General features: G+C 72.4%; 15 protein-coding genes. 8 read left to right on the forward strand and 7 right to left on the reverse strand.

Going from position 1 to position 23,301, the window contains the following annotated elements; all coding sequences use genetic code 11:
* Nucleotides 1-158 precede the first annotated feature (158 nt).
* Nucleotides 159-1,007 (reverse strand): alpha/beta fold hydrolase, encoded by an 849-nt coding sequence (locus DC432_RS05635; RefSeq protein WP_116537034.1) that lies wholly within the window; start codon nucleotides 1,005-1,007, stop codon nucleotides 159-161.
* Nucleotides 1,008-1,104: 97 nt separating this feature from the next.
* Between DC432_RS05635 and DC432_RS05640 the strand changes: the two genes are divergently transcribed.
* Together DC432_RS05640 and DC432_RS05645 are read left to right on the forward strand one after the other, a co-directional pair.
* Complete coding sequence (locus DC432_RS05640; RefSeq protein ID WP_108317802.1) at nucleotides 1,105-1,566, forward strand: MarR family winged helix-turn-helix transcriptional regulator; 462 nt, start codon at nucleotides 1,105-1,107, stop codon at nucleotides 1,564-1,566.
* Nucleotides 1,563-2,936 (forward strand): MFS transporter, encoded by a 1,374-nt coding sequence (locus DC432_RS05645; protein ID WP_116537035.1) that lies wholly within the window; start codon nucleotides 1,563-1,565, stop codon nucleotides 2,934-2,936. Before DC432_RS05640 ends, DC432_RS05645 begins: the two co-directional genes overlap by 4 nt.
* Nucleotides 2,937-2,953: 17 nt before the next feature.
* On the opposite strand, the gene DC432_RS05650 is transcribed toward DC432_RS05645, so the two are convergent.
* Complete coding sequence (locus tag DC432_RS05650; protein WP_165801191.1) at nucleotides 2,954-4,399, reverse strand: response regulator transcription factor; 1,446 nt, start codon at nucleotides 4,397-4,399, stop codon at nucleotides 2,954-2,956.
* 5 nt (nucleotides 4,400-4,404) lie between these two features.
* Nucleotides 4,405-11,367, reverse strand: a complete 6,963-nt coding sequence (locus DC432_RS05655) for an SdrD B-like domain-containing protein (protein WP_116537037.1) — start codon at nucleotides 11,365-11,367, stop codon at nucleotides 4,405-4,407.
* A 300-nt stretch (nucleotides 11,368-11,667) separates the two neighbouring features.
* Between DC432_RS05655 and DC432_RS05660 the strand changes: the two genes are divergently transcribed.
* The 6 genes from DC432_RS05660 to DC432_RS05685 all read left to right on the forward strand — a co-directional run bounded on the left by DC432_RS05660 (nucleotide 11,668) and on the right by DC432_RS05685 (nucleotide 18,414).
* On the forward strand, nucleotides 11,668-12,981 hold the full coding sequence (locus tag DC432_RS05660) for a right-handed parallel beta-helix repeat-containing protein (protein WP_207770759.1): 1,314 nt from the start codon (nucleotides 11,668-11,670) through the stop codon (nucleotides 12,979-12,981).
* A 29-nt stretch (nucleotides 12,982-13,010) separates the two neighbouring features.
* Entirely contained in the window at nucleotides 13,011-13,775 is a 765-nt protein-coding gene (locus tag DC432_RS05665; protein ID WP_133177889.1) for a hypothetical protein, read from the forward strand.
* The gene (locus DC432_RS05670) at nucleotides 13,772-14,971 is read left to right on the forward strand and encodes a Dyp-type peroxidase (protein ID WP_116537039.1); all 1,200 of its coding nucleotides are present in this window, start codon (nucleotides 13,772-13,774) and stop codon (nucleotides 14,969-14,971) included. Before DC432_RS05665 ends, DC432_RS05670 begins: the two co-directional genes overlap by 4 nt.
* 52 nt (nucleotides 14,972-15,023) lie before the next feature.
* The gene (locus DC432_RS05675) at nucleotides 15,024-16,631 is read left to right on the forward strand and encodes a DHA2 family efflux MFS transporter permease subunit (protein WP_207770760.1); all 1,608 of its coding nucleotides are present in this window, start codon (nucleotides 15,024-15,026) and stop codon (nucleotides 16,629-16,631) included.
* A gap of 127 nt (nucleotides 16,632-16,758) precedes the next feature.
* A complete protein-coding gene (locus DC432_RS05680) occupies nucleotides 16,759-17,349 on the forward strand; it encodes a hypothetical protein (protein ID WP_108320590.1) in 591 nt (196 codons plus the stop codon).
* 3 nt (nucleotides 17,350-17,352) lie between these two features.
* Nucleotides 17,353-18,414, forward strand: a complete 1,062-nt coding sequence (locus DC432_RS05685) for a S24/S26 family peptidase (RefSeq protein WP_116537040.1) — start codon at nucleotides 17,353-17,355, stop codon at nucleotides 18,412-18,414.
* 36 nt (nucleotides 18,415-18,450) lie between these two features.
* On the opposite strand, the gene DC432_RS05690 is transcribed toward DC432_RS05685, so the two are convergent.
* The 4 genes from DC432_RS05690 to DC432_RS05705 all read right to left on the reverse strand — a co-directional run.
* A complete protein-coding gene (locus DC432_RS05690) occupies nucleotides 18,451-19,707 on the reverse strand; it encodes an alpha-hydroxy acid oxidase (protein ID WP_116537041.1) in 1,257 nt (418 codons plus the stop codon).
* A 114-nt stretch (nucleotides 19,708-19,821) separates the two neighbouring features.
* Nucleotides 19,822-20,667 carry a transglutaminase family protein gene (locus tag DC432_RS05695; RefSeq protein WP_108320593.1) on the reverse strand — a complete coding sequence of 282 codons (846 nt, stop codon included), beginning with the start codon at nucleotides 20,665-20,667 and terminating at the stop codon, nucleotides 19,822-19,824.
* 43 nt (nucleotides 20,668-20,710) lie between these two features.
* The gene (locus tag DC432_RS05700) at nucleotides 20,711-21,643 is read right to left on the reverse strand and encodes an alpha-E domain-containing protein (protein WP_108320594.1); all 933 of its coding nucleotides are present in this window, start codon (nucleotides 21,641-21,643) and stop codon (nucleotides 20,711-20,713) included.
* On the reverse strand, nucleotides 21,637-23,301 hold a 1,665-nt coding region (locus tag DC432_RS05705), incomplete at its 5' end, for a circularly permuted type 2 ATP-grasp protein (protein WP_133177890.1). The genes DC432_RS05700 and DC432_RS05705, both read right to left, overlap by 7 nt.

Raw genomic sequence — 23,301 nt, forward strand, 5'->3', positions numbered from 1 at the left:
GGCGAGACCGCCGCGGCGGCGCGAGACGGCATCCGACCGACGACTCGGTTGCAGGATGTCGCCGAGTTGTCAGCCGGATGCAGTCTCGGCGACCGACCCGGGCGGGGGCGGGGGCGGGGCGGGAGGGGTGGGGGCGGGTGGGGGCGCCCGGCGACGCCTCAGCGCCGGGACGGCAGCCGCGCGTCCAGCCAGGCGAGCAGGTCTGCGCGCACCTCGGCCTGCGCCCGCTCGGCGAAGATCTCGTGACGGGCGCCCGGGTACACCAGCGTCGTCACGTCGGTCAGCCCCGACCGCGAGCGGTAGGCGTCGGCGAGCAGGTGCACGCTGCGCGGGCCGCCGACGGTGTCGTCGCGGCCGACCATGAGCAGCATCGGCACGTCGCGGCCGAGGTCGCGGCGCGGTCGGCCGAACAGCTTGGCCGCCTCGATCGGTCCGAACAGCTTCATCAACGGCTCCGAGGTCGTCAGCGGATCCGCGACGAAATCGCGACCGACCTGCTCGTCGCTCGACAACCACTGCATGCCCGACCCGCCCAGGTGCTTCCACGGCGCGTTGAGATCGCCGGCGTTCAGCGCCCCGGGCCAGCGCAGAGCGGAACCGCTCAGCACGACCGCGTCATAGGCATCCGGATGCCGATCCAGCAGCATCTGCGCGAGGAACGACCCCCACGAGTGCCCGAGCAGCACCAGCGGAAGGTCGGGGTGCTCGTCGTGGATGCGCTGCGTGAGGGTCCACACCGCGTCCCGCGCGGCGCCGAGGCCGCCGGGTCCGAGGCGGCCGAGCTTGCGATGATCGCCACCCCACTGCGCGAGACCGGTGCGACCGTGGCCGCGGTGGTCGTCGGCGTAGACGGTGTACCCGTCGGCGGCGAGGGCGTCGATCAGGGCGCCGTAGCGCCCCGCGTGCTCGCCGACCCCGTGCAGCAGTTGCACGACCGCGCGCGGGGCGGCCGCGTCGTAGACGTCGTAGACGATGGGGATGCCGTAGGCGTCGACGAACTGGGGCATGGGCCGAGCATAAGCGGAGGCGGTCGGCCGCGGCCGTCGGGGGGCGACCGCACTATTCCGTTAGCAAGGCTAATGAGCTAGGCTCACGATCAGGAACATGAACGATCGCGTCGACGAATCCCCCCTTCCCGACCAGGGTCATGACCTCAGCGCCGCAGCTTCCGAGCTGCGCATGGCCACGTTCCGCCTGGCCCGCCGCCTTCGCGCGCAGCGGGCCGTCGACACCATGAGCGACGGGCAGTTCGCCGTCCTCGCGGCCCTCACGGTGCACGGCGCGCACACGCTCGGCCAGCTGGCCGACCGCGAACGCGTCACCGCCCCGTCGATGAACCGCACGGTGTCGCTCCTCGAGGATGCCGGGTACGTCACCCGCATCCCCGACGAGGTCGATCGTCGGCGCGTGACGATCGACCTCACCGACTTCGGGCGCACGATCGTGGACGAGACCGTCCGTCGCCGTGACGCCTTCGTGGAGGAGGCCCTCGCCGAGCTCACCCCCGACGAGCGCGACACCCTGGCCCGTGCCGCCGTGATCATGAGGAAGGTGGCCGACAGATGAGCACCTCGATGTTCCGGTCGCTGTCGATCTTCAACTACCGCGTCTGGTTCGTCGGAGCGCTCGTCTCGAACGTCGGCGCCTGGATGCAGGCCACCGCCCAGAACTGGGTGGTCCTGACGCAGCTCACCGACAACGACGCCGCCGCCATGGGCGTGACCATGGCCCTGCAGTTCGCGCCCCCGCTGCTGCTCGTGGGCGTCACGGGCTGGGTCGCCGACCGCTTCGACCGGCGCCGGCTCATCATGTGCACCCAGTCGGCCCTGCTGCTGCTCGCGGTGACGCTCGGCATCCTGATCCTGACCGGCGCGATGACGTTGCCGTTGATGTTCGGCTTCGCGCTCGCGCTCGGCGTGGTCACCGCGTTCGACAACCCCGCGCGGCAGGCGTTCGTCTCCGACCTCGTCGCGCAGGAGAACGCCTCGAACGCCGTCGCTCTGAACGCCGCGTCCTTCAACACCGCCCGCCTGATCGGCCCCGCCGTCGCGGGGGTGATGATCGTGGCCGTCGGCACCGGGTGGGTGTTCCTCGTCAACGCCCTCACCTTCTCGGCGATGATCGGCGCCCTGCTGCTCATGCGCCCCCACGAGCTGGTCGTGCACCACAAGCGCGGCGGGCCCGCCCGCCTGGCCGACGGGTTCCGCTACGTCGCCCGGCGCCCCGACCTGGTCGTGATCTTCGCGATGGTGTTCCTGCTCGGCGCGTTCGGCATGAACTTCCCCATCTTCGCCTCGACGATGGCCCTCGAGTTCGGGCGCGGCGCCGACGGCTTCGGCCTGCTGAGCTCGTTCGTCGCGATCGGTTCGCTCGCCGGTGCGCTGCTGGCCGCGCGGCGCGAGCGCGCCCGGATGCGCGTGGTCGTCCTGGGCGCGGGCGGTTTCGCCGTGGCATCCACCCTGTCGGTCTTCGCCCCCAGCTACGCCGCGTACGCCGCGACCCTCGTGCTGACCGGCTTCAGCGTCGTGACGACGCTCACCACGGCGAACGGGTACGTGCAGACCACGACCGACCCCGCGCTGCGCGGGCGCGTGCTGGCGCTGTACATGGCGATCCTGCTGGGCGGCACCCCGGTGGGCGCCCCCATCGTCGGCGCTGTCGCGGCCCAATTCGGCCCCCGTGTCGCAATCGCCCTCGCCGCCGTCGTGGCGCTGATCGCGTGCGGCATCGGCGTCGCGTGGACGCTGGCGTCGGGCCGGGTGCACCGTCACGAGACGAAGCGGTTCCGCCTGACCGTCGACGAGACGCGCCCCATCATGACCATCGCGCCCGAACCCGAGGATTTCAGCGACGAGATCGCCGGGACCACCCCGATCCCCCTGCCGCCGGGCGAGCGTTCACCGCGCGCCACCCCGCGCCCGCGGCACGGGGCCTGAGCGGCCGCGACCGGGCCTCAGACGAAGAAGCCCTGCGATTCGAGGACGGCGACGGCATCCTCGCGGCCCGAGACCTCCAGCTTCGCGTAGATCGAGCGCAGCTGCGACTTGACGGTGTTCAGCGACACCTGGAGGTCGGCGGCGATCTGCGGCAGGCTCGACGATCCGCGCAGCCGCAGGGCGAGGCGCTCCTCGCGCGGCGACAGGGCGGGCAGCGTCGCCGCGACGACACGGGTGGGAACGGCCGCCAGACCCGTGCGCACCGCCGCCACCGCATCGGCGACGTCGGGCCGGCGCTCCACGAGCATCGTGAGCAGCTGGTCGAGCGGCTCGCACGGCAGCGCGATGAACGGCGCCAAGGACTCCCCCAGCCCCACCCGCAGACCGAAGGCCTCTTCGAACGAGGCGAAGGCGGCGGCCGGGTTGCTCAGGCGCAGGAACGCGATCGACCGGCGCACCAGCACCGGCACGAGCGTCCGGACGCAGTGGTCCGCCCCCGTCGCGATGCACTCGTCCGTGGCGTTCAGGGCGGAGCGGTCGCGGCCGAGCGCCAGGTAGGCGGCCGCGCGCTGCATCCCGTAGCAGAGGGCGTGCTCCCGGGGTGTTTCCGCGCCCTCGATGACTGCGAGCGCGCGTCGCACCTCGCCGCGCGCCAGCAGGGTGTCGGCGAGGACCCCGAGGGTGAAGCCGCGCACCATCGTGTGGCTCTTGAGCGCGTCCGCGCCTCCCACCAGCGTGGTGAGCAGAGCCAGACCGCTCATGTAGTCGCGGGTGATGAGCGCGCGCATCGCGTCGGCGGCGCGGGCGGTGTACTGCCAGAACGGGTCGGCCGGGGCGGTCGCCTGCAGCTCCTCTGAGAGCCGGGCGAGGGCGGGGGCGTCCAGCACCGCCGACGCGTACAGGACCTCGGCGAGAATGAGCGCGTAGTCGCGGTACACGCGGGACCAGCCCGCTTCAATCATCAGCTCGTGACAGCGCTCGATCGCCCGTCCGGCGGCGTCGTACTCGCCGTTCAACGCGTAGGCCAGTGCCCTCACGGCGTGCGCGCGGTACCGGGTCGGCGCCGTCGCGGCGTGGGCGACCGCCGAGGCGGCGTAGAGTCCCGCGCGCCGCGGCTGGCCGGCGGCCGAGTACACCTCGGACGCCGCCGCGAGCAGGGTCGACCGCGTCGCCGGGTGCAGCGACCCGGGGACGCGCAGCCGCCCCTCGGCGAAGTGCGTGTCGACCAGCTGCAGCGCACTCTCGACGTCGTCCAGGTGGCACCGGGCGATGAGGATCGCCTCGAGGGTCCGCGCGCTCGCCTCGACCCACCGCCGCGGCGTGGGTCCCGTCTCGACCGAGAGCAGCAGCTCCAGGTCGAGCACCGACGGCGGGGGGTCGGTCGGCAGGACGCCGGTGACGACGCGCTCGGACAGGGAGCGCAGCCCCCGGTCCTGGCCCGGCCCCCTGGACGAATCACGCATCGCCGTCAAGATAGCGCAGTCGCCCATGAGCACCCGAGTCGGCGGCGGTGCCGTTCCGCGACGCGGAACGGCACCGCCTCTCGCTCAACGCGTCTCCGCCGGAGCACCATCCGCACGGCGATACCGACCAGCAGCGCCAGCAGGGCGCCCGCCCCCATGAGGACCAGCGGGGCGGTGACGCCCGTGACCGCCAGCGGCACCGGCACCAGCGCCCAGAACGGGTCGCTGTCGGACACGCGGACCACGGCTCCCGCCGCGTCGCGCACGGCCACCGGCGTCCCGCCGGCGTCAATCGCGGGGTCACCGGTCGGCACACCGTCCGCGTCGACCGCGGGGACCACGGGGGTCGCCTCGACCGTGACGGTGTCCGCGTGCGTCTGGCCCGCGGCGAGGGTCAGGGTGCCCTGGGCGAAGAACGACGCTCCCGGCGGGATGAGCCCATGCCAGGTGCCCTGCGCGACGAAGTCGTACGACGCCGGGCCGCCGAAGGCGCTGAGGTCCGCCGTCCACGACGACACCGAGGGTCCCCGGTCGGTCAGATCGCGCAGGTCGACCGCGCTCAGCCACGTCGATCCCGTGTTCGTGACCACCCAGCGCACGACGCCGGCCTTGTCGGCCGTGTACGTGACCGCGGAGTCGCGGGTGTCGGCATCCTGGACCGCGTCGACGAGCGGCTTGACGGGAGTGATCCACCGACCGGACGCGTCCTTCACGGCCGGGTCCTTCTTGCCCCCGTCGTACTTGATGACCTGGATGCCCGAGGTGAAGGCGTTGTACTCGTCGTCGTCGCCGACCGGGATGCCGGAGGCTGCGCCGCGCGCATCGATCGACGCACGGTCGGTGTGCACGGCATCCGCGCCGACCGTCAGCGTGGCCGCGCCGGTGACGACCTGACCGGGCGCGAACACCGCGCCGCCCTCGAAGGTCGCGTCCCAGCGAGCGGTCCAGACTCCGTCGTGCTGCTGCGCGTCGACCGTGCTGCCGTCGGGCAGGGTCCAGACGAGCGCCTGCACCGAGGCTCCCGACAGGGTGGCATCGCGCAGCACGACGTCGACGAGGTCTTCGTCGCCGGTGTTCTCGATGCGGAAGACGATCGTGCGCGACTCCCCCGCGGCGTACTGCGCGGCATCGCCCATCGTGTCGGCGTCGTGCGCGATGGTCGTGCCCGTGCCGTCGCCCTTCTCGATGTCGACGTAGGGGCCGACGCCGGTGCGGGCGGTGAACGGGTCGTCGTCGCCGACGGTGAACGGCACGCGCGCGGACGGGTCGGCGGGATCGGCCACGGTGGCCGTCACGAGGGATCCTTGGTCGTCGCGCAGCGGCTGGCCGGTCGGCGTCACTCCGTCGGCGGCGACCGCGGGCACCACCACGGTGCCGACGAGGTCGACCCGATCGGTGTGGTGCTGCTCGGCGGGCAGGGTCAGCGTTCCCTCGGCGAAGAACGACGCGCCCGGGGGAAGGGCCCCGGTCCACGGTCCGCTCTTCACGAACGAGTACGCCCGGGGGCCGCCGAACGCCGACAGATCAGCCGTCCAGTCATCGCCGATCGCGGGCCCGGTCAGGGTCGTGTCCGTCAGCGTCAGGTTCGTGAGCCAGGTGGAGCCGGTGTTGGTGACCACCCAGCGCACCTTCTCGGCCGTCGACACGGGGTACTCGACCGCGTGATCGGCGTCGTTGGCATCCTGGGCCGCATCCGCCAGGGGCTTGGTGGGGGTGATCCACCCGCCCGCGGCGTCCTTCACGGCCGGGTCGGCCTTCTGACCGTCGTACTTGATGACCTGCGTCGAGCCGGTGAAGGCGTGGTAGTCGTTGCGCGCGGTGACGGGCTTGCCCGATGCCGCGCCGCGGGCATCGACCGTGGCGCGGTCGACGTGCGGAGCCGAGGACGCCCCGAGGGTGAGCTGCGCCGAGCCGGTGATGACCGCTCCCGGAGCCCACGGGCCCGCCCAGGTCGCCGACCAGGTCCGCGTGTCCGCGTTCCACGTGCCGGCGAGCGGCGTGCCGTCGGGCAGGGTCCAGACGAGGTTGCTCGCCTCGCCCCCCGAGACCGTCAGGTCGGTGAGCGTCACGTCGACGAGGGGCTCGTCTCCGGTGTTGGCGGCGCGGAACACGATCGTCCGCGTCTCGCCGCCCCGGTACGCCTCAGCCGACGCGGCGGTGTCGGCCTCGTGCGCGATCGTCGCGCCCGCGCCGTCGCCCTTGCGGATGTCGACGAGGGGTCCGACGCCGGTGACGGCGTTGAACGGATCGTCGTCGGCCACCGTGTAGGGCGATCCGTCCGCCTTCTTCGCGGCGACGGGCGCACCGTCGACGACCGAGGGCCGACCGGTGGGAACGCCGTCGTCGTCCGTCGCGGGCACCACGACGGTGCCGACGACGTCGACGCGGTCGGTGTGGCTGCTCTCAGCCGGCAGGGCGAGCGTTCCGGTGGCGAAGAACGAGGCGCCCGGGGCGAACGTGCCCGTCCACGGTCCGTTCTTCGCGAACGAGTAGTCCTTCGGTCCGCCCACTCCGGACAGGTCGGCGGTCCAGTCCGCGCCGATCGCGGGGCCGGCCAGCGTCGTGTCGGTCAGCGTGACGTCGGTCAGCCAGGTGTCGCCGGTGTTGGTGACGACCCAGCGCACGGGACGCGCGGAGTCGACCGGCAGCTTCACCGCGGTGGCGGTGGTGTTGGCATCCTGGGCCGGATCCAGCAGCGGCTTGGCCGGGGTCACCCACCCTCCCGCGGCGTCGACGATCGCCGGATCGGGCTTCTGCCCGTCGTACTTGATCACCTGGATGCCGCCGACGAAGGCGTTGTAGTCGTTCTCGGCCGTGACGGGGGTTCCCGACAGGGCGCCCGTGCCCGCGACCGTGGCGCGGTCCTGGTGGGCCGCGGCCCCCGCGGCGCCGACGGTGAGCGTGGCGCGGCCGACGATCACGGCTCCGGGCGCGAACGACGCGGTCCCGGACCCGAAGGTCTGCTCCCAGCGCGCCGAGGTGGTGGCGCCGTCGGCCACGGGCGTGAGCACCGTGCCGTCGGGCGCCGTCCACACCAGGCCGGTGACCGCGGCACCCGACAGGGTCTCGTCGGTCACGACGACGTCGCGCAGAGCCTCGGGGCCGGTGTTGGTGACGCGGATGACGACGTCCCGCGTCTCGCCGGGGCGGAAGGTCTGCCCCTCGGCGACGGTGTCCGCCTCATGGGCGATCGTCGCCGTGTCGGCCGCGCCGTCGCCCTTGCGGATGTCGACGCTCGGGGTCACGGTGGTCGGGTTCTCGACCGTGACGCCCACGACGGTCGCGTCGCCGATCGTGATGGTCGTCCCGTTGGCCTGCTCGGCACCGTTCACACGGAGCACCGGGGTGCCCCAGGTCGCGCCCGCCGGCAGACCGCCGGTCGGGGCGACCTCGGTCAGGGTGACCACGGTCCCGGTGGGAAGCGCGGGCGACGAGGTCGTCTGGCCGTTCTTCACCGTCAGCGTGCCGGAGCCCTTCGCCGAGGAGTAGTTGACGCTGTAGTCGCGCCCGGTGTCGACGAGCGTCTCGCCCGGACCCGTGACGTCCTTCGTGATCGAGAACTGACCGTTCCGGGGTTCGGTCGGGTTCTGCAGCGCCACGGCGGCGGTGACGCCGTCGGCGACGACCAGCGCGGCCGTACCGTCGCCCTTCGCGGTCACGCCCGTGCCCGAGAAGACCGGGGTCTGCCAGGCGACGTCGGCCAGCGTCGGACGCGCGGCCTCGCGCAGGAGCACGGTCGTCCCCGCCGCGATGTCGGTCGGTCCGGTCGCCGTCTCGCCGTCGGCGATCGGGGTGAGAGCCGTCCAGGTGGAACCCCCGTCGAGCGAGTACTCGGCGGTGAAGGTGGTGCCACCGGGCACGCGGTCCGCGGCGGAGCCGGTGACGGCCTTCTTCACGGTGAAGCCGCCGACGAGCTTCGTCGTCGGGTTGGTCAGGGTCACACGGGTGGTGGTGCCGTCGCCGACGGTGACCTTCGCCGAGCCGTCGTTCTGGGCACCCGTGCTCCACGTCGGAGTGCCGAAGCCCACCGCTGCCGACTGACCCGTCTTCGCGGTCTCGGTCAGGGTGACCACGGCGCCGTACGGGAGCGGGCCCGCGGTGCTCTTCCAGCCGTTCGCCTTGTTCAGCGTCAGCGTGCCGGACCCGCCCGTGTAGGCGTAGGCCACGGTGAACTCCGCGTCCGCGAGCTCGGCGGACGACAGCGAGAACGCGCCCGTGACGGCCTTGGACACCTCGATCGAACCCGGCTTGTACAGCGTGTTCGACACGCGGAACGCCAGCGTCTTGCCGGTCCCCGTGACGGTGTACCAGTCGGTGTGCGCCGCTCCCGAGGGGTCGGTGATGGCCACCGACTTGGTCGACGGCTCGTTTTCGCTCACGCGTACCGCGGCCCCCACGGGCACCGTGATCTCGGGCGAGCGCGCACCGTCCGCGAGCTCGAACGTGCTCTGCGCGAGGGTGATCGGGTCGCCGCGGAAGGTGCGCGCCGCGACGTCGATGGTGAAGGTCTGGCCCGCGGCGGCCGCACCGCCCGCGGCGTCGACCACCTTGCCCACGTCGATCGCTCGCTGCGCGACGAAGCCGGCATCCAGATCGTGCACGTTCATGCCGGGCCCGCGCAGGGCGACCGCCGCCGAACCGGTGCGGGGATCGGCCACCGAGCCGGTCGTGCTCGAGACGCCGGCCTTGGTGAACGCCGCCTGCGACCAGTCGATCGTGCCGAACGTCGAGGCGTTCGCCCCGCGCAGGGCGAGCGAGCCCTGCGTCGGCTGCACGAAGGTCACCGTGTACGAGCCGTTGGGGTCGAAGCCGTCACGGTCGGAGCGGAAGTAGTACAGGCCCCGGGCGTCGGTGGTCTGCGTCGCGAGGGGGGTGGTGCCGCCGGCGGCGTAGAGCTGAACCGTGACGCCCTGGATCGCGGGCTCGTCGGCATCCTGGATGCCGTTCTGATCGGCGTCGAACCACACGCGGTTGCCGATCTCGACGGGTGCGGCCTTGGCGAGCAGCGCGACGGCGCCAAGGCCGCCGCCCTTCTGGAACGTCCCGGCCGAGTCGGCGCCGAAGCCGCCGTCGGCGGTCAGCTCGTAGCCGCGCGCGGAGCGGCCGCTGTCGATCGAGAACCAGTTCAGACCGCTCAGGCGCACGCGGTCGAGGGGGTCGAAGGTGGTGTCGACGATCTCGCGCGTTCCGCGCTGACCGACCACTGAGCCGAGGGAGTTCTCGTGGTGCCCGCCCGTGCCCAGGTTGTTGGAGTCCGCGTAGAACTCGCGGCCGCCGGGGCCCTCGGCGTTCGCGCCGAACTGGGTCTGCCGGGTGCCGACTCGACCGTCGTTCTCGAGCGCGTAGGTGCCGTCCTGGCGGGGTGCGGCCACCAGCAGGTCGCCGCCCGAGCCCGTCTCGTACAGCTGCGAGCCCGTGTCCGACGAGAGGTTGCGGTTGCCGCCCTGGATCGCGGTGCGATCGGCGAACGACAGGTGCAGATAGCCGTCCTCGTCACGGAAGATGCCGCTCAGGATCGCCTGGGGGTAGATCTGCCACGTGGACGCTGCGATGACGCTGCCGCCGGTCCAGCGCCAGGTGTCGGTCCAGGTGTTCCACCGGTTGCTGTTGGTCGAGGTCGCCCAGTCGGCCACCTGCCCCTTGGTGTAGCCCAGGGGCACGTCGAGCACGCGGGTCCACGCCGCCGAGCCGAGGCCGCTCAGCGGGACCGAGAGCACGCCCGCGTGCAGGCCGGCGCTCGCGGCGGAGGTGCCGGGCTGTGCGCCCTGCGCGGTCTCGCCCGTGTCGGCGTAGCCCACGAAGACGGTGCCGTCGTCGATCGTGAGCGCCCAGGGGCGCTGGCCGACGCCGAGATCCAGCGACCACGAGCCCTTCAGGGTGGGCGACTTCGCGGGGTCGGCGACGTCGAGGGCGTACAGGCGCTTGTCGTTGAGGTTGACGAAGTAGAGGGTCGAGCCGTCCGGGCTGATGGCCGCGCCGCCGAAGCCGACCTTGCCGGCCTTGGCCATGGCGTCGGCGTCGCGCGCCGCGTCCTGCGGCCCGGTCAGGCCGCGCGCGGAGTTGGTGGGTACGGTGCCGAGGTCGACCCCGAGGGTGCGCACATCGAAGCCGGTCACCGTGCCCGCCGCCGAGGGCGCTCCGGTGGAATCGACCACGTCCGAGATGCGGTACAGACCGCCCAAGCCCTGGGGGCCGAGTCCGGACTGACGCTTGTAGACGGCGAACGCCCAGGCGCTGTTCGTGGACTTCTGGAACACCACCGCGTTGACCGCGCCGACCTCGTGGAAGGTCGCCAGCGCCACGCGCCCGGGGAACCCGTTCTGCGTGCCCGTGCCGTTCGCGCTGTAGGGCGTGCCGGCGACGGCGGGCCCGGTCGACCATTCGGTCGTGTCGGTCGCTCGGGCGGGGTCGCCGGCGCGCTGCACGGCCGTCAGCAGCGGCGGGTTGTCCTGCGAGTAGTCGCCCGGCTTGTTGAGGGCGAAGTCGACGCCGGAGGCTCCGGATGCCGCGAACTGCAGGCTGGTGCCGTTGGTGGCGTTCTGGCCCCCGGTGCCGGAGGGCTGGAACCCGCTCGGCCATCCCGAGAACTGCACGCGCACGGGGGTGCCGTCCGCGACCCCGGTCGCGAGGGCGTAGGTGCCCTGGCTCGACGTCGATCCCTGCGCGAGGACGGCGCCGTGGCCGTCGGTGACGGTGACGGCCACGCCGGCCAGCCCCACGTCGTTCGCCTTGCCGGATCCCGCGCCGTTGCCGGTGTCGCGGACGCCGTTGGCGTTGAAGTCGCGGAAGACCGTACCGCTGACCTGGCCGGTGGCCGCGCTCGCGGGGGCTGCGGAGCCGACGACGGCGACCGCGCCGCCGAGGGCGAGAGCCGCCGCGGTGAGCATCGCGAGGGGTGCGCGCCAGCGCGCGGTGCGCGGACGGGTGGACGTCGAAAGGCGACGCGCCTGCGGGCGTGTGGCATCCATGCTGTGTGTTCTCCCCCTGGGAACCGGGCCGCGTGCGCTCGCTCGGGAGCACGAGGTGCTCCGGCGACGCGAACGGACTCCGCGGCTGTGAATGACGGTCCGTACGCGGGCGACTCCGTCTCGGATCAGCAGAGGCGTCGGGTGAGCGCGGGCGCGAACGACCCGTCGGGGTTCAGCATGGCGAAGTGCATACCCGCGCATAGGTCGTCACCCGACATTTCACCCGGCTTTTCACCCCGTCGAGGGCGGTTCGGCGCCCCCGAAACAGTCCCCCGCGCGGCGCGGACTAAACTCCGGCTCGTGCCGAACCCGACCCGTCTTCGTCGCGCCCTCGCGATCCTGCTCGTCGCCGCATCGGCCACCGCTCCCCTGGTGGCGTGCGCGCCCGCGGCGACCCCCGAGGCTCCGCAGACCGTGCGCGTTCCCGAGGACGTGCCCACGATCGGGGAGGCCGTCTCGCGCGTCGCTCAGGGGGGACTCGTCCTCGTCGGGCCCGGGACCTATGACGAACAGGTGCTCATCGACAGGCCCGACATCACCCTGCGCGGAACCGATCGCAACGCCACCGTGATCGACGGCGGCGGAGTCCGCTCTTACGGCGTGGTCGCGATCGCCGACGGCATCAGCATCGAGAACCTCACGGTGACCCGCGCGACGTTCTACGGGGTGCTCGTCACCGGGCTGCACGACGAGAACGGACCCAGCGCGCACGGCGTCGACGGCTACACCCATCTCGACCCGGCCGCCTTCCCACCCGTCCGCCGCTTCTCGATCGACCACGTCACCGCGTACGACAACGGCCTCTACGGGCTGTACGCCTTCGACGCCCACGACGGCGTCATCCGCGACTCCTACGCCTCGGGCTCGGCCGACAGCGGCATCTACGTGGGCCAGTGCGAGGGCTGCGGCATCCTGGTCACCGGCAACGTCGCCGAGAACAACGCGGTCGGATTCGAGAACGCGAACGCCTCCGACAGCGTCTGGGTCGTCGGCAACCGCTTCAGCGGCAACCGGGTGGGGATGACGCTGCTGTCCAACTACCAGGAGGCGTTCACCCCGCAACGCGCGAACGTCGTGGCCGGCAACCTGATCAGCGCCAACGCCCGCGCCGAGTCGCCCGCGCAGGCCGACGGCGGCTTCGGCGTCGGCATCGGCATCGGCGGCGGGACCGAGAACGCCATCGAGAACAACCGCATCCAGGACAATCCCCGCGCGGGCGTCCTGCTCAGCGGCAACGAGGACCTCGCCGCGATCGGGAACGTCTTCACCGGCACCGTCTGGTCGGGCAACGGCGTCGATCTCGCCAACATCTCGATGGCGAGGGCCCAGGCCGCGGGCAACTGCGTGAGCGACGGTACCCCGTCGACGCTGCCCAGCGACCTGCTGTCGACCTGTCCCGGCGGCGTGCAGCCGGCCGCCGACCGCGCCGCCCTGCCGGCCCTCGACGTGCCGCCCGGCATGAGCTTCCTCAAGGTCGCCGCTCCTCCCGCACAGCCCGACCTCGGCCATGTCGACGCCCCCGCGCGGGTGCTGCCCGCGTCGGTCGCCCTGCCCGACCGGGCCGCGATCGCCGTCCCTCCCGCCGACCTCTTCGCCGACCGGGCGCGGCCGTGACGCGCGGGCGGCTCGCCTCCCGCGGACCCGTGACACGCGGGCGGCTCGTCGCGGCGGGCGGGTTCGCCGTGGTGCTCGCACTGCTCACCGCGTGCGCCCCCGCCGCCCCGGTGGTCGAGCCGACGGCGACGCCCGTCAGCGCCGAGCAGTCCGAGCTGCTCGCCGCTGCCCGGTTCCGCAACTTCGACGCGGGCACCCGCGCGGTGCGGGTCGACCTCGACGACAGCGGGACGACGCTGCACCTCGAGGGGTGGTTCGACTACGCCACGCTCACCGGCTACGCCGCCCTGTCGGCGGACGACCGCCCGAACGCCCTGCTGCTGTGGGACGCCTCGGCGATCTCGGCACACGCGCCCGTCGCGACCGACGCCGCCGCTCCCCCGCCGCTGCCGGTCCCGGATGCCGTGCCCCTGGGCGATTCCTGGCAGAGCTCGCCGCTGTCGGCGACGCACTCCCGGCTGCACACCGTCCTGCAGGTGATCGCCTCGCTGGGTTCCGATCGCCCCGACAACCCGCTGCTGCTCCGACAGGGCGGCGCCCTCGCCCTCGGTCAGGAGACCCTGGACGATGCACCCGTCACGGTCTTCGCCGGTCCGCTGTCGGACAACCCGCTCCCCGCGGGACAGACCGTCGACCCCGAGGCGGCGACGACGCGGTTCTGGCTCGACGACCAGGGGGTGATGCGCCGCGCCGCCGTGCGCCTGGGTGGCAGCGGGTCGTGGATCGACATCGACTTCGCCGACGCCCCGGGCGTCGACCTCGGCGGCGCGCGGACGACGGGAGCGGCGGGATGACCGCCGAGCGCGGGGCCGATTCCGCCGATGCCGTCGCTCCCGGGGTGACGCGCCGGGGGCTGCTGTGGGGCGGGGGCATCGGCCTGGGCCTCGGCGCCGTCGGGGGCGCACTGGCCGCGGCCTCCGCCCGCCCCCGGACGAGCCCCGACTCCGCGGCATCCCCCTCTCCGCAAGGCCGCGTCGTCGCCCGCGGCATCCATCAGGCGGGAATCGCACGCCCGGCGACCCCGCAGAAGAACACGGTCGTCGTCGTCGCCGACGTCCCGTCGCCGATGGGGGCCCCCGAGGTGCGCGGGGCCCTCGACGCCCTCGGGTCCGCCGTCGACCGGCTCACCGACGGCGCCGATGCGGCGGTGCTTCCCGACGGCCCCGGCGACCTGACCATCACCGTCGGCGTCGGACCGCGATGGGTGTCGATGCTCGACCCGCAGCTGCCCGGCGCATCGGGGCTGCCCGTGTTCGCCTCGGACGGGCCGCTGGACCCCGGCCTGTCGGGCGGCGATCTGCTGCTCTCGGTCTGCGGCAGCGACGCCGGCGTCCTGCACGCGATCGCCGCCGCGCTGCTCGACGCGGTCCCCGGCGCCGTCCGACGCTGGTCGCAGACCGGGGTGCGCGGAGCCGGCGAGGGCACGATCGTGCGCAACCCCCTGGGGTACCACGACGGGATCGTGGTGCCGCGCACGGATGCGGAACTCGACGCGAACGTGTGGATCACGGACGGCCCCGCCGCCGGGGGGACCATCGCGGTCGTGCGTCGGCTGCGCCTCGATGTGGCACGGTTCCGCGGCGAGTCCGCGGAGCGGCAGGACGCGATCGTCGGACGGCGGCGGGCGGACGGCGTCCCCCTCTCGGGCGGTGGCGCGACCGACGCGGTCGACCTGCGCGCCAAGACGCCCGAGGGCGACTACCTCGTCCCCGCCCGATCCCACGCGCGCGCCGCCCATCCGTCGTTCACCGACAGCGCGCTCATGCTGCGGCGCGGCTACGCCTACAGCAATGCGACGGCGGGGGGAACGGATGCCGACGACGGCCTGCTCTTCGTCTGCTTCCAGCGCGAGCTCGAGACGTTCGTGCGCACCCAGCACCGCCTCGACGAGGTCGACGACCTCATGACGTACGCGACCGTCACGGCGAGCGCGTCCTTCCTCGTCCTGCCCGGGCGGACGACCGACGGCGCCTGGGGCAGCGCCCTCTGAACCTCGCGGTCAAGCCCTCGCAGAATCGAAACTCGCTAGATAAGCTAGCGACATGACCGACAAACTGGCCGGGCGCCGCTGGGCGGGCCTCGTCTTCATCAGCATCGCCGTGTCGCTGATCATCGTCGATTCGACGATCGTCAACGTCGCCGTCCCCTCGATCGTGGAGGAGCTCGGCATCTCCTCGACCGAGGTGCAGTGGGTCCAAGAGGCCTACACCCTCGTCTTCGCCTCGCTGCTGCTGGTGTTCGGCAGCCTCGCCGACCGCTTCGGCCGACGACGCCTCATGCTGCTGGGCGTCGTGGTCTTCGCCGCCGCCTCGATCGCGGCCGCACTGGCCCCCACCGGCGGGCTGCTCATCCTCGCCCGTCTCGTCCAGGGCGTGGGCGGATCGATGATCCTGCCGACCACGCTGTCGATCATCAACGCCACCTTCCGCGGTCGCGAGCGCGGCATCGCCTTCGCCGTGTGGGGATCGACCATCGGCGGCATGGCGGCGGTGGGTCCGCTGCTCGGCGGTTGGCTGACGACGGCGTTCTCGTGGCGCTGGGCGTTCGGCATCAACATCCCGCTCGGCGTGATCATCCTGATCGGGGTGCTGCTGACGGTCGCGGAGTCGCGCAGCGACCGGGTCGAGCGCATCGACGGCGTCGGGGCACTGCTCTCGGTCGCGACGATGGCCCCGCTCGTGTTCGGCCTGATCGAGGGGCGCACCTACGGCTGGTGGACCGTGACCACCGCTCCCGCCGTCGGCGAGTGGACCTGGCCCTTCGCGCTGTCGCCCGTTCCCCTCGCCTTCGCGGTCGCCCTGGTCGCCCTGATCGGCTTCGTCGCGTGGGGCCTGCACCGCCAGCGCACGGGGCGCTCGACCCTGCTGGCGTTCGGGCTGTTCCGCATCACCTCGTTCCGCAACGGCAACATCGCCGCCGCGGTGGTCTCTCTCGGCGAGTTCGGCATCATCCTCGCGCTGCCGCTGTGGCTGCAGTTCGTGGTCGGGTTCGACGCCCTGCAGACCGGCCTGCTGCTGCTGTCGCTCGCGATCGGATCGTTCGTCGCGAGCGGCATCGCGGGAGCCCTGAGCGGAAAGGTCGCCCCGGTCTGGATCGTGCGCGGGGGCCTGCTCGCCGAGATCGTCGGCGTGGCGGGCGTCGCGTTCACGATCGGACCGGATGCCGTGTGGGGCCCGCTCATCCCCTTCCTCTTCGTCTACGGGGTCGGCGTGGGCCTGGCCACCGCGCAACTCACGGGGGTCGTCCTGGCCGACGTGCCACCCGCGGCGAGCGGACAGGCCTCGGGCACGCAGTCGACCTCGCGCCAACTCGGAGCCGCGTTGGGCGTCGCGGTGCTGGGGACCGTGCTGTTCTCGACGACGTCGGGGGTGCTGGCATCCGCCCTCGACGATCGCGGCGTGCCGGCCGATCAGCGCGACCAGGTCGTGTCGCTGGTGGTCGACAGCGCGGGGGCCGCGATCGCGGGCCTCGACGCCTCGCCCCAGACGCAGGACCTCGCCACCGATGCCCGCGCGGCGTTCAGCGACGGCACGCGCGCGGCGGCGTTCACCGCCGCGGCGTTCTTGACGCTGGGGCTCGCGTCGACGCTCACCCTGGGCGCCGGAGCGCGGCGACGCGAGGAGCGACCGGCGCGCTCGCAAGAGATGTAATGCATTCCGCTGAATGGATGCCATGCCCCGCGCGCGATGTCAACCCTCGGGCGTGTCACACGCCGCGCGCCCGCTTTCCCTACGGTGCGAGTGTTCCATTTCGCACTGATCTTTGGGGAGATTCACCATGCCGAAATTCACTCGCCGTTCCTCGCGCATCGCCACCGCGATCGCCCTGCCCGCGGCCGTGGTCGCGGCGGGCCTGATCGTGTCGACGAGCTCGTACGCGGCCTTCTCGAGCACCACGTCGAACGAGGGCAACTCGTGGACCGCGGGTAGCGTCCAGCTCACGGACGACGACGCGGGACGCGCGCTGTTCTCGGTACCCAACGCCAAGCCCGGCGACGGCGGCGTCACCTGCATCGCCGTCACCTCGACCGGCTCGCTCGCCTCGGACGTGCGGCTCTACGCCGCCGACGCCCGCACCACCGCGGGCCTGTCCGACCAGCTCGCGCTGACCGTCGAGCAGGGCACCGGCGGCGGCTACGGGACCTGCACCGGGTTCACCGCGCAGAGCACCGTGTTCGACGGTCGCCTGTCGGGCTTCACGGGGGCGCATTCCTCGTTCGCCACGGGCGCTGCGACCTGGAGCCCGACCGGGACCGCGCCCGAGTCGCGCACCTTCCGCATCACGTGGAAGCTCGCCGAGGACGCACCCAACACCGCGCAGGGCGGGACCGCGACGACCTCGTTCGTCTGGGAAGCACAGAACAGCTGAGTCGTGCGCTCCGGTCGCTTCCTGCTGATCGCGGGGGTGGCGACGGCGCGCGCGGTCGTGGCGTTGATCCTGGCGTTGCTGTTCTGGGCGGCGGCCCCCGTCGTCCTGGGATGGACGCCGACCACGGTGATGACGGCGTCGATGACGCCGGCGATCGAGGTGGGCGACGTCGTGGTGGCGCGGCCCGTCCCGCACGAGGATCTCGTGCCGGGGCGGGTCGTGCTCGCCGATGATCCGGACCGGGCCGACCGCCTGCGCCTGCATCGCATCGCCGAGCTGCGCCCCGACGGTCGACTCGTCACGAAGGGCGACGCGAACCCCTCGGCCGACAGCTCCCCCCTCGACCCCGACGCCGTGAAGGGCGTGGGGATGCTGCGCGTGCCCTGGGTGGGCCTGCCGGTGGTGTGGCTGCACGCGGGCGCGGTCGTGCCCCTGGCGCTCTTCGTCGCGGTGTTCGCCGCGTGCGCGGTCGTCGCCCTGCGCCGCGGAGACGACGAGGACCCGGATGCCGATGGCCCACCGCCGCACGGAGAGGCGCAGCCCCCCACGACCCGGCGGGCGGCGCGCGACCGCGCCCACGCACCCGCCGGCGACGCATCGACCCGTCGCGCCCTGCGCGAGCGGGATCGGAGGGAGCGCCCGACCGCGCGCGGGCGACGCGCCCTCACCGTGACGGTGGCCGCCGTCGTGGCCGTCGCCGCCGGCAGTACGCCCGCGTGGGCGGCGTGGTCGAGCCCCACCGGGACGTCGGCGTCGATCACCGCCGCGCGGGTCGTCGCGCCCGCGGTCACATCGTGCTTCGAGCCGCCCTTCGACGGCGTCTGGATCGCGTGGAGGTACGACGGCACCGACCCGGTGCGTTTCGACATGCTCGTCGACGGGCGCACGGTGGTGAGCGGCATCGCGTCGACGACCCGCAGCGCCCGCGTGCCCTCGTCGGCCGTCTCGGGCCTGCTGCGCGCCTCGTACGTCAGCGTGCGCGCCCGCATGGGCGAGTCCTGGACAGCGGACTCCGCGACGTCGGCGCGCGTGACGTCGTTCCTCGGCTTCACCTCGTGCGGCTGAGCCGCCGCCGCGTGCGGTGCTCGGGACCGCGGGCGCTCAGACCCGCGTTCCGGCGCCCTGCTCGCCCACCGGAACCAGCCGGGTGAGCTGGGTGACGTGGCGCGGTTCGAGCTCGGCGAGCGAGGACACCCCCAGCAGGGTCATCGTGCGCTCGATCTCACTGCGCAGGATCTCGATCGTGCGGTCCACGCCCTGACGCCCACCCGCCATGAGGCCGTAGAGGTAGGCCCGGCCGATCAGGGTGAACTTCGCCCCCAAAGCGATGGATGCCACGATGTCGGCGCCGTTCATGATGCCCGTGTCGACCATCACCGTGGCATCCTTGCCGACCTCGCGCACGACCTTCGGCAGCAGGTGGAAGGGGATCGGGGCGCGGTCGAGCTGGCGGCCGCCGTGATTGCTGAGCACGATGCCGTCAACACCCCGGTCGACCAGGCGCGCGGCATCCTGAACGTTCTGCACACCCTTGACGACGATCCTGCCCGGCCACATCCCGCGGATGAGGTCGAGGTCGTCGTAGCTGATCGTGGGGTCCATCGCGGCGTTCAGCAGCTCGCCGACCGTCCCGCCGGTGGTGCTGAGCGAGGCGAACTCCAGCTTGGGGGTGGTGAGGAAATCGATCCACCACCACGGCCGCGGGATGGCGTTGACGATTGTGCCGACAGTCAGCTGCGGGGGGATCGAGAAGCCGTTGCGCTTGTCGCGCAGACGCGCACCCGCGATGGGGGTGTCCACGGTGAAGTGCAGGGTGTCGAACCCGGCCGCAGCGGCGCGCTCCACGAGACCGTACGAGATCGAGCGGTCCTTCATCACGTACAGCTGGAACCAGTTGCGACCGGTCGGGTTCGCCGCCTTGACGCCCTCGATCGAGGTGGTACCCAGCGTCGACAGGGTGAAGGGGATACCGGCGGCCGCCGCCGCGGACGCCCCGGCGGTCTCGCCCTCGGTCTGCATCAGCCGCGTGAAACCGGTGGGCGCGATACCGAACGGCAGCGCCGACGGCCCGCCGAGGATCTGGCACGACGTGTCGACGTCGGCCGCGGGACGCAGGATGTCGGGGTGGAACTCGACGTCCTCGAACGCCCGCCGCGCACGGTCGAGCGACAGCTCGCCCTCGGCCGCGCCGTCGGTGTAGTCGAACGCGGCCTTGGGCGTGCGGCGCTTGGCGATCGTCCGCAGGTCGTTGATCGTGAGCGCGGCGTCGAGGCGGCGTTTGCGCGCGTCGAGCTCGGGCTTCTTGAACTGCATGAGCTCGAGGAGCTCACCGACCTTCGGCAGCTGACGCTGAACCATGGGGGATCTCGCTTTCATGTGGTCTGACCACAGCGTACGCCCCACCCGACGCCTCGGGAACCCCCTCGACCCCCGACGCGCTCGGCTCACCACCGCCCGTCGGCGGCCCGCGCCTCACGTCTCGCGCGTGATCGTCACCTTGACCTTCAGGTTGCTCTTGCCGGGCCCGGCGTACACGCCGCGCAACGGCGGGACGTCGTTATAGTCGCGGCCGCGACCGACGAGCACGTGCCGGTCGCCGATCTCGATGTTGTTGGTCGGGTCGAAGCCCTGCCAATCACCGGCGAACCACTCCACCCACGCGTGCGACTCCCCCGTCACGGCCTCGCCGACCTCGGCGGACGGTTTGGGGTGCAGATAACCCGACACGTAACGGGCGGGGATGCCGACCTCGCGCAGCGCCCCGATCGCGATGTGCGCGATGTCCTGGCAGACGCCCTTGCGGGCCTCCCACGCGTCGATGGCGGTCGAGGTCACACCCGTCACGCCCTGCATGTACTCGATCGCGTCGCCGATCGCCTCGGCGATCGCGTGCGCGGCGGGGCCGGGGCGGTCGTGCTGCGCGGCGATCGAGCGTGCGAGCTCGGCCACCTCGGCGTGCGGCGCGGTGCGGCGGGTCTGCGTCAGCTGTTCGACCGTCGAGATCGAGCGTCCCGCCTCGGCGGCGAGCTGCTCCCACGTGATGTCGGCGTGCTCGATGGGGCGCGGGCGCACCTCGATGAGCGAGCGCGCCGTGATCGTCAGCGACGAGTGCGGCGACAGCACGTCGAAAGCCGCCACCCGGGTGCCGAAGTAGTCGACGTACTGGTTCACCGACGTCGACGGCTCGATGTCGAGCGACGAGCTCAGCACGAACTGACTCTCGGTCGAGTGCGGCAGCATGCGCGCCTCGTTGTACGACGCGACCACGTCGCCCGGATACACGAACCCGGTCTGATGTTCGATGCGCAGTCGCTTCATCGCGTCGTCCTTTCGGCGGCGGGTGCGTGAACCTGTCGGGGGCTCACGAGATCTCCCCGATCCAGCTCGGCTCGGCCTGCGTCGGGAAGAACCGCGAGCGGATCGCCTCCGACGCCTCGCGCGTGACCGTCTGCACGCGCTGCATGTGCTCGGGCAACTCGGCGAGGATGTCGCTGACCGGGCGGTACTCGAGATCGTTGCGGATCTGGCCGAGCGCACGCAGCACGGTGTTGGAGTGGCCGACGCGGTCGGCCCGGGGGTCGATCGCGCTCATGCAGTCCTCGGCCCGCTGGATCGAGTAGATGATCGAGCGCGGGAACAGGCGGTCCAGCAGCAGGAACTCCGCGGCGTTGCGAGCACTCGGCATCCCGCGATACGTGCGCAGGTACGCCTCGTAGGCGCCGCACGAACGCAGGATCGTCGTCCACGACGGCCCCGACACCTCGGTCAGCGAGCGGGTGGCGAGCAGACGCGCGGTCATGTCGGTGCGCTCGATGCTGCGGCCGAGGGTGAAGAACTGCCAGGCCTCGTCGCGGTTGGTCGAGGAGTCGACGATCCCGATCGCGAGGGCCGCGCGCTCGCGCACCCATTGGAAGAACTCGTGCACCTTGTCGGTCTGCAGGCGCCGCGGCATTCGCGAATTCGTGGTGTTGAGGATCTCCCACAGCTCGGTCGAGACGATCTCGCGCGCGCGGCGGGCGTTCTCGCGCGCCGCGGTGAGCGAGTACGCGATGCTCGACGGGTTCATGCGGTCGACGGCCAGACGCGCGAGGACGTCGTCGCGGCGCACCGTGTCGACGTTCTCGGGCCAGGCCGAACCCATGACGCTCAACAGCGACCGGCAGGCGGTGTCCTCGTCGATCCACGGGTCCTCGAGCAGCAGCTGCAGGTGCACGTCGAGGATGCGGGCGGTGCCGTCGCTGCGCTCGATGTACCGCCCGATCCAGAACAGGCTCTCGGCGATCCGGCTCAGCATCCCGACACCCCTTCGTCCTGCTGCGACGCCTGCTGCTGCTGCTCGGCCTGCGGTCCGTGCTGCACCGTGGCGTCCTGCTGCTGCTGCTCCTGCTGCTCCTTGCCCGAGGGGCCGGTGCCCGGCCGAGGGTCACGCGGCGAGGTGGCGGGTGCGGGCTGCCCGTCGTAGATGATCGGGATGGCCTCGGTCACCGCCGCCTGGTCGGCGACCAGACCCGAGACGCCGTTGCCCTGGCCGTACTCGACGTGAGAGGGCGCGGATCCGCCGACGACCCAGGTGTCCTTCGACCCGCCGCCCTGGCTGGAGTTGACCACGAGCTGCCCCTCGGGCAGCGCCACGCGGGTCAGACCGCCGGGGAGCACCCAGATGTCGTCGCCGTCGTTGACCGCGAAGGGCCGCAGGTCGGCGTGACGGGGGCGCATGCCGTCCTCGACGAGCGTCGGGATGGTCGAGAGCATGACGACCGGCTGGGCGATCCAGCCGCGCGGGTCGGCCTTCAGACGCTTGCGCAGCGCGTCGAGCTCGGCGGGCGAGGCGTCGGGGCCGACGACCAGGCCCTTTCCGCCGGAGCCGTCGACCGGCTTGACCACGAGCTCGGGCAGGCGGTCCAGCACCTCTTCGAGCGCGCCCGGGTCTTCGAGGCGCCAGGTGTCGACGTTCTTCAGGATCGGCTCTTCGGCGAGGTAGTACCGGATCAGGTCGGGCACGTACGTGTAGAGCAGCTTGTCGTCGGCGACGCCGTTGCCGACCGCGTTGGCGATCGTGACGTTGCCCAGGCGCGCGGCGAGCATGAGCCCGGGCGCACCGAGCATCGAGTCGGCGCGGAACTGCAGCGGGTCGAGGAAGTCGTCGTCGACGCGGCGGTAGATGACGTCGACGCGCTGGGGTCCGCGGGTGGTGCGCATGAACACCTTGCCGCCGATGCACAGCAGGTCGCGGCCCTCGACGAGCTCGACGCCCATGAGGCGCGCGAGCAGCGTGTGCTCGAAGTACGCCGAGTTGTACACGCCCGGCGTCAGCACGACGATGTTCGGATCGTCGATCCCGGGCGGGGCCGAGGCGCGCAGCGCCGCGAGCAGCTTGTTGGGGTAATCGCCGACGGGACGCACGCGCATCGACACGAACAGCTCGGGCAGCGTCTGCGCCATGACGCGGCGGTTCGAGATGACGTACGAGACGCCCGAGGGCACGCGCACATTGTCTTCGAGCACGCGCATCTCGCCGTGCTCGTCGCGGATGAGGTCGATTCCCGACACCTGGATGCGCACGCCGTTGGCACTGCGGATGCCGGCGGCCTGGCGATAGAAGTACTGCGACGACGAGATCAGACCCGCGGGCAGGATGCCGTCGCGCACGCAGTGCTGATTGCCGTACGCGTCGTCGAGGAACGCCTCGAGCGCTCGGACGCGCTGCTTCACGCCGGCCTCGATGCGCGACCACTCGTCGTACGCGATGACCCGAGGCACGGCATCCAGGGGGAAAGGCCGCTCCTCACCCGCGAAGTCGAACGTGACGCCCTGCGCCAGGTACGAACTCGCCAGCGATTCGGTGCGGCCGCGCAGCTCCTCCTGGGTCATCTGCGCGAGCGTCTGGTACAGCTCCCGGTACGCCTCGCGAGAGGGGGCGGCGTCCCCGGCCGTGGCCGGGGACGCCGCCCC

Origin of the sequence: Microbacterium testaceum, assembly GCF_003075375.1 — a bacterium.
GTDB lineage: Bacteria > Actinomycetota > Actinomycetes > Actinomycetales > Microbacteriaceae > Microbacterium > Microbacterium testaceum_E.

Coding starts and splice junctions, on each gene's coding strand:
- DC432_RS05635 (WP_116537034.1), bottom strand. CDS start 1,007: ATGCCCCAGTTCGTCGACGCCTACGGCATCCCCATCGTCTACGACGTC.
- DC432_RS05640 (WP_108317802.1), top strand. CDS start 1,105: ATGAACGATCGCGTCGACGAATCCCCCCTTCCCGACCAGGGTCATGAC.
- DC432_RS05645 (WP_116537035.1), top strand. CDS start 1,563: ATGAGCACCTCGATGTTCCGGTCGCTGTCGATCTTCAACTACCGCGTC.
- DC432_RS05650 (WP_165801191.1), bottom strand. CDS start 4,399: ATGCGTGATTCGTCCAGGGGGCCGGGCCAGGACCGGGGGCTGCGCTCC.
- DC432_RS05655 (WP_116537037.1), bottom strand. CDS start 11,367: ATGGATGCCACACGCCCGCAGGCGCGTCGCCTTTCGACGTCCACCCGT.
- DC432_RS05670 (WP_116537039.1), top strand. CDS start 13,772: ATGACCGCCGAGCGCGGGGCCGATTCCGCCGATGCCGTCGCTCCCGGG.
- DC432_RS05675 (WP_207770760.1), top strand. CDS start 15,024: ATGACCGACAAACTGGCCGGGCGCCGCTGGGCGGGCCTCGTCTTCATC.
- DC432_RS05680 (WP_108320590.1), top strand. CDS start 16,759: ATGCCGAAATTCACTCGCCGTTCCTCGCGCATCGCCACCGCGATCGCC.
- DC432_RS05690 (WP_116537041.1), bottom strand. CDS start 19,707: ATGGTTCAGCGTCAGCTGCCGAAGGTCGGTGAGCTCCTCGAGCTCATG.
- DC432_RS05695 (WP_108320593.1), bottom strand. CDS start 20,667: ATGAAGCGACTGCGCATCGAACATCAGACCGGGTTCGTGTATCCGGGC.
- DC432_RS05700 (WP_108320594.1), bottom strand. CDS start 21,643: ATGCTGAGCCGGATCGCCGAGAGCCTGTTCTGGATCGGGCGGTACATC.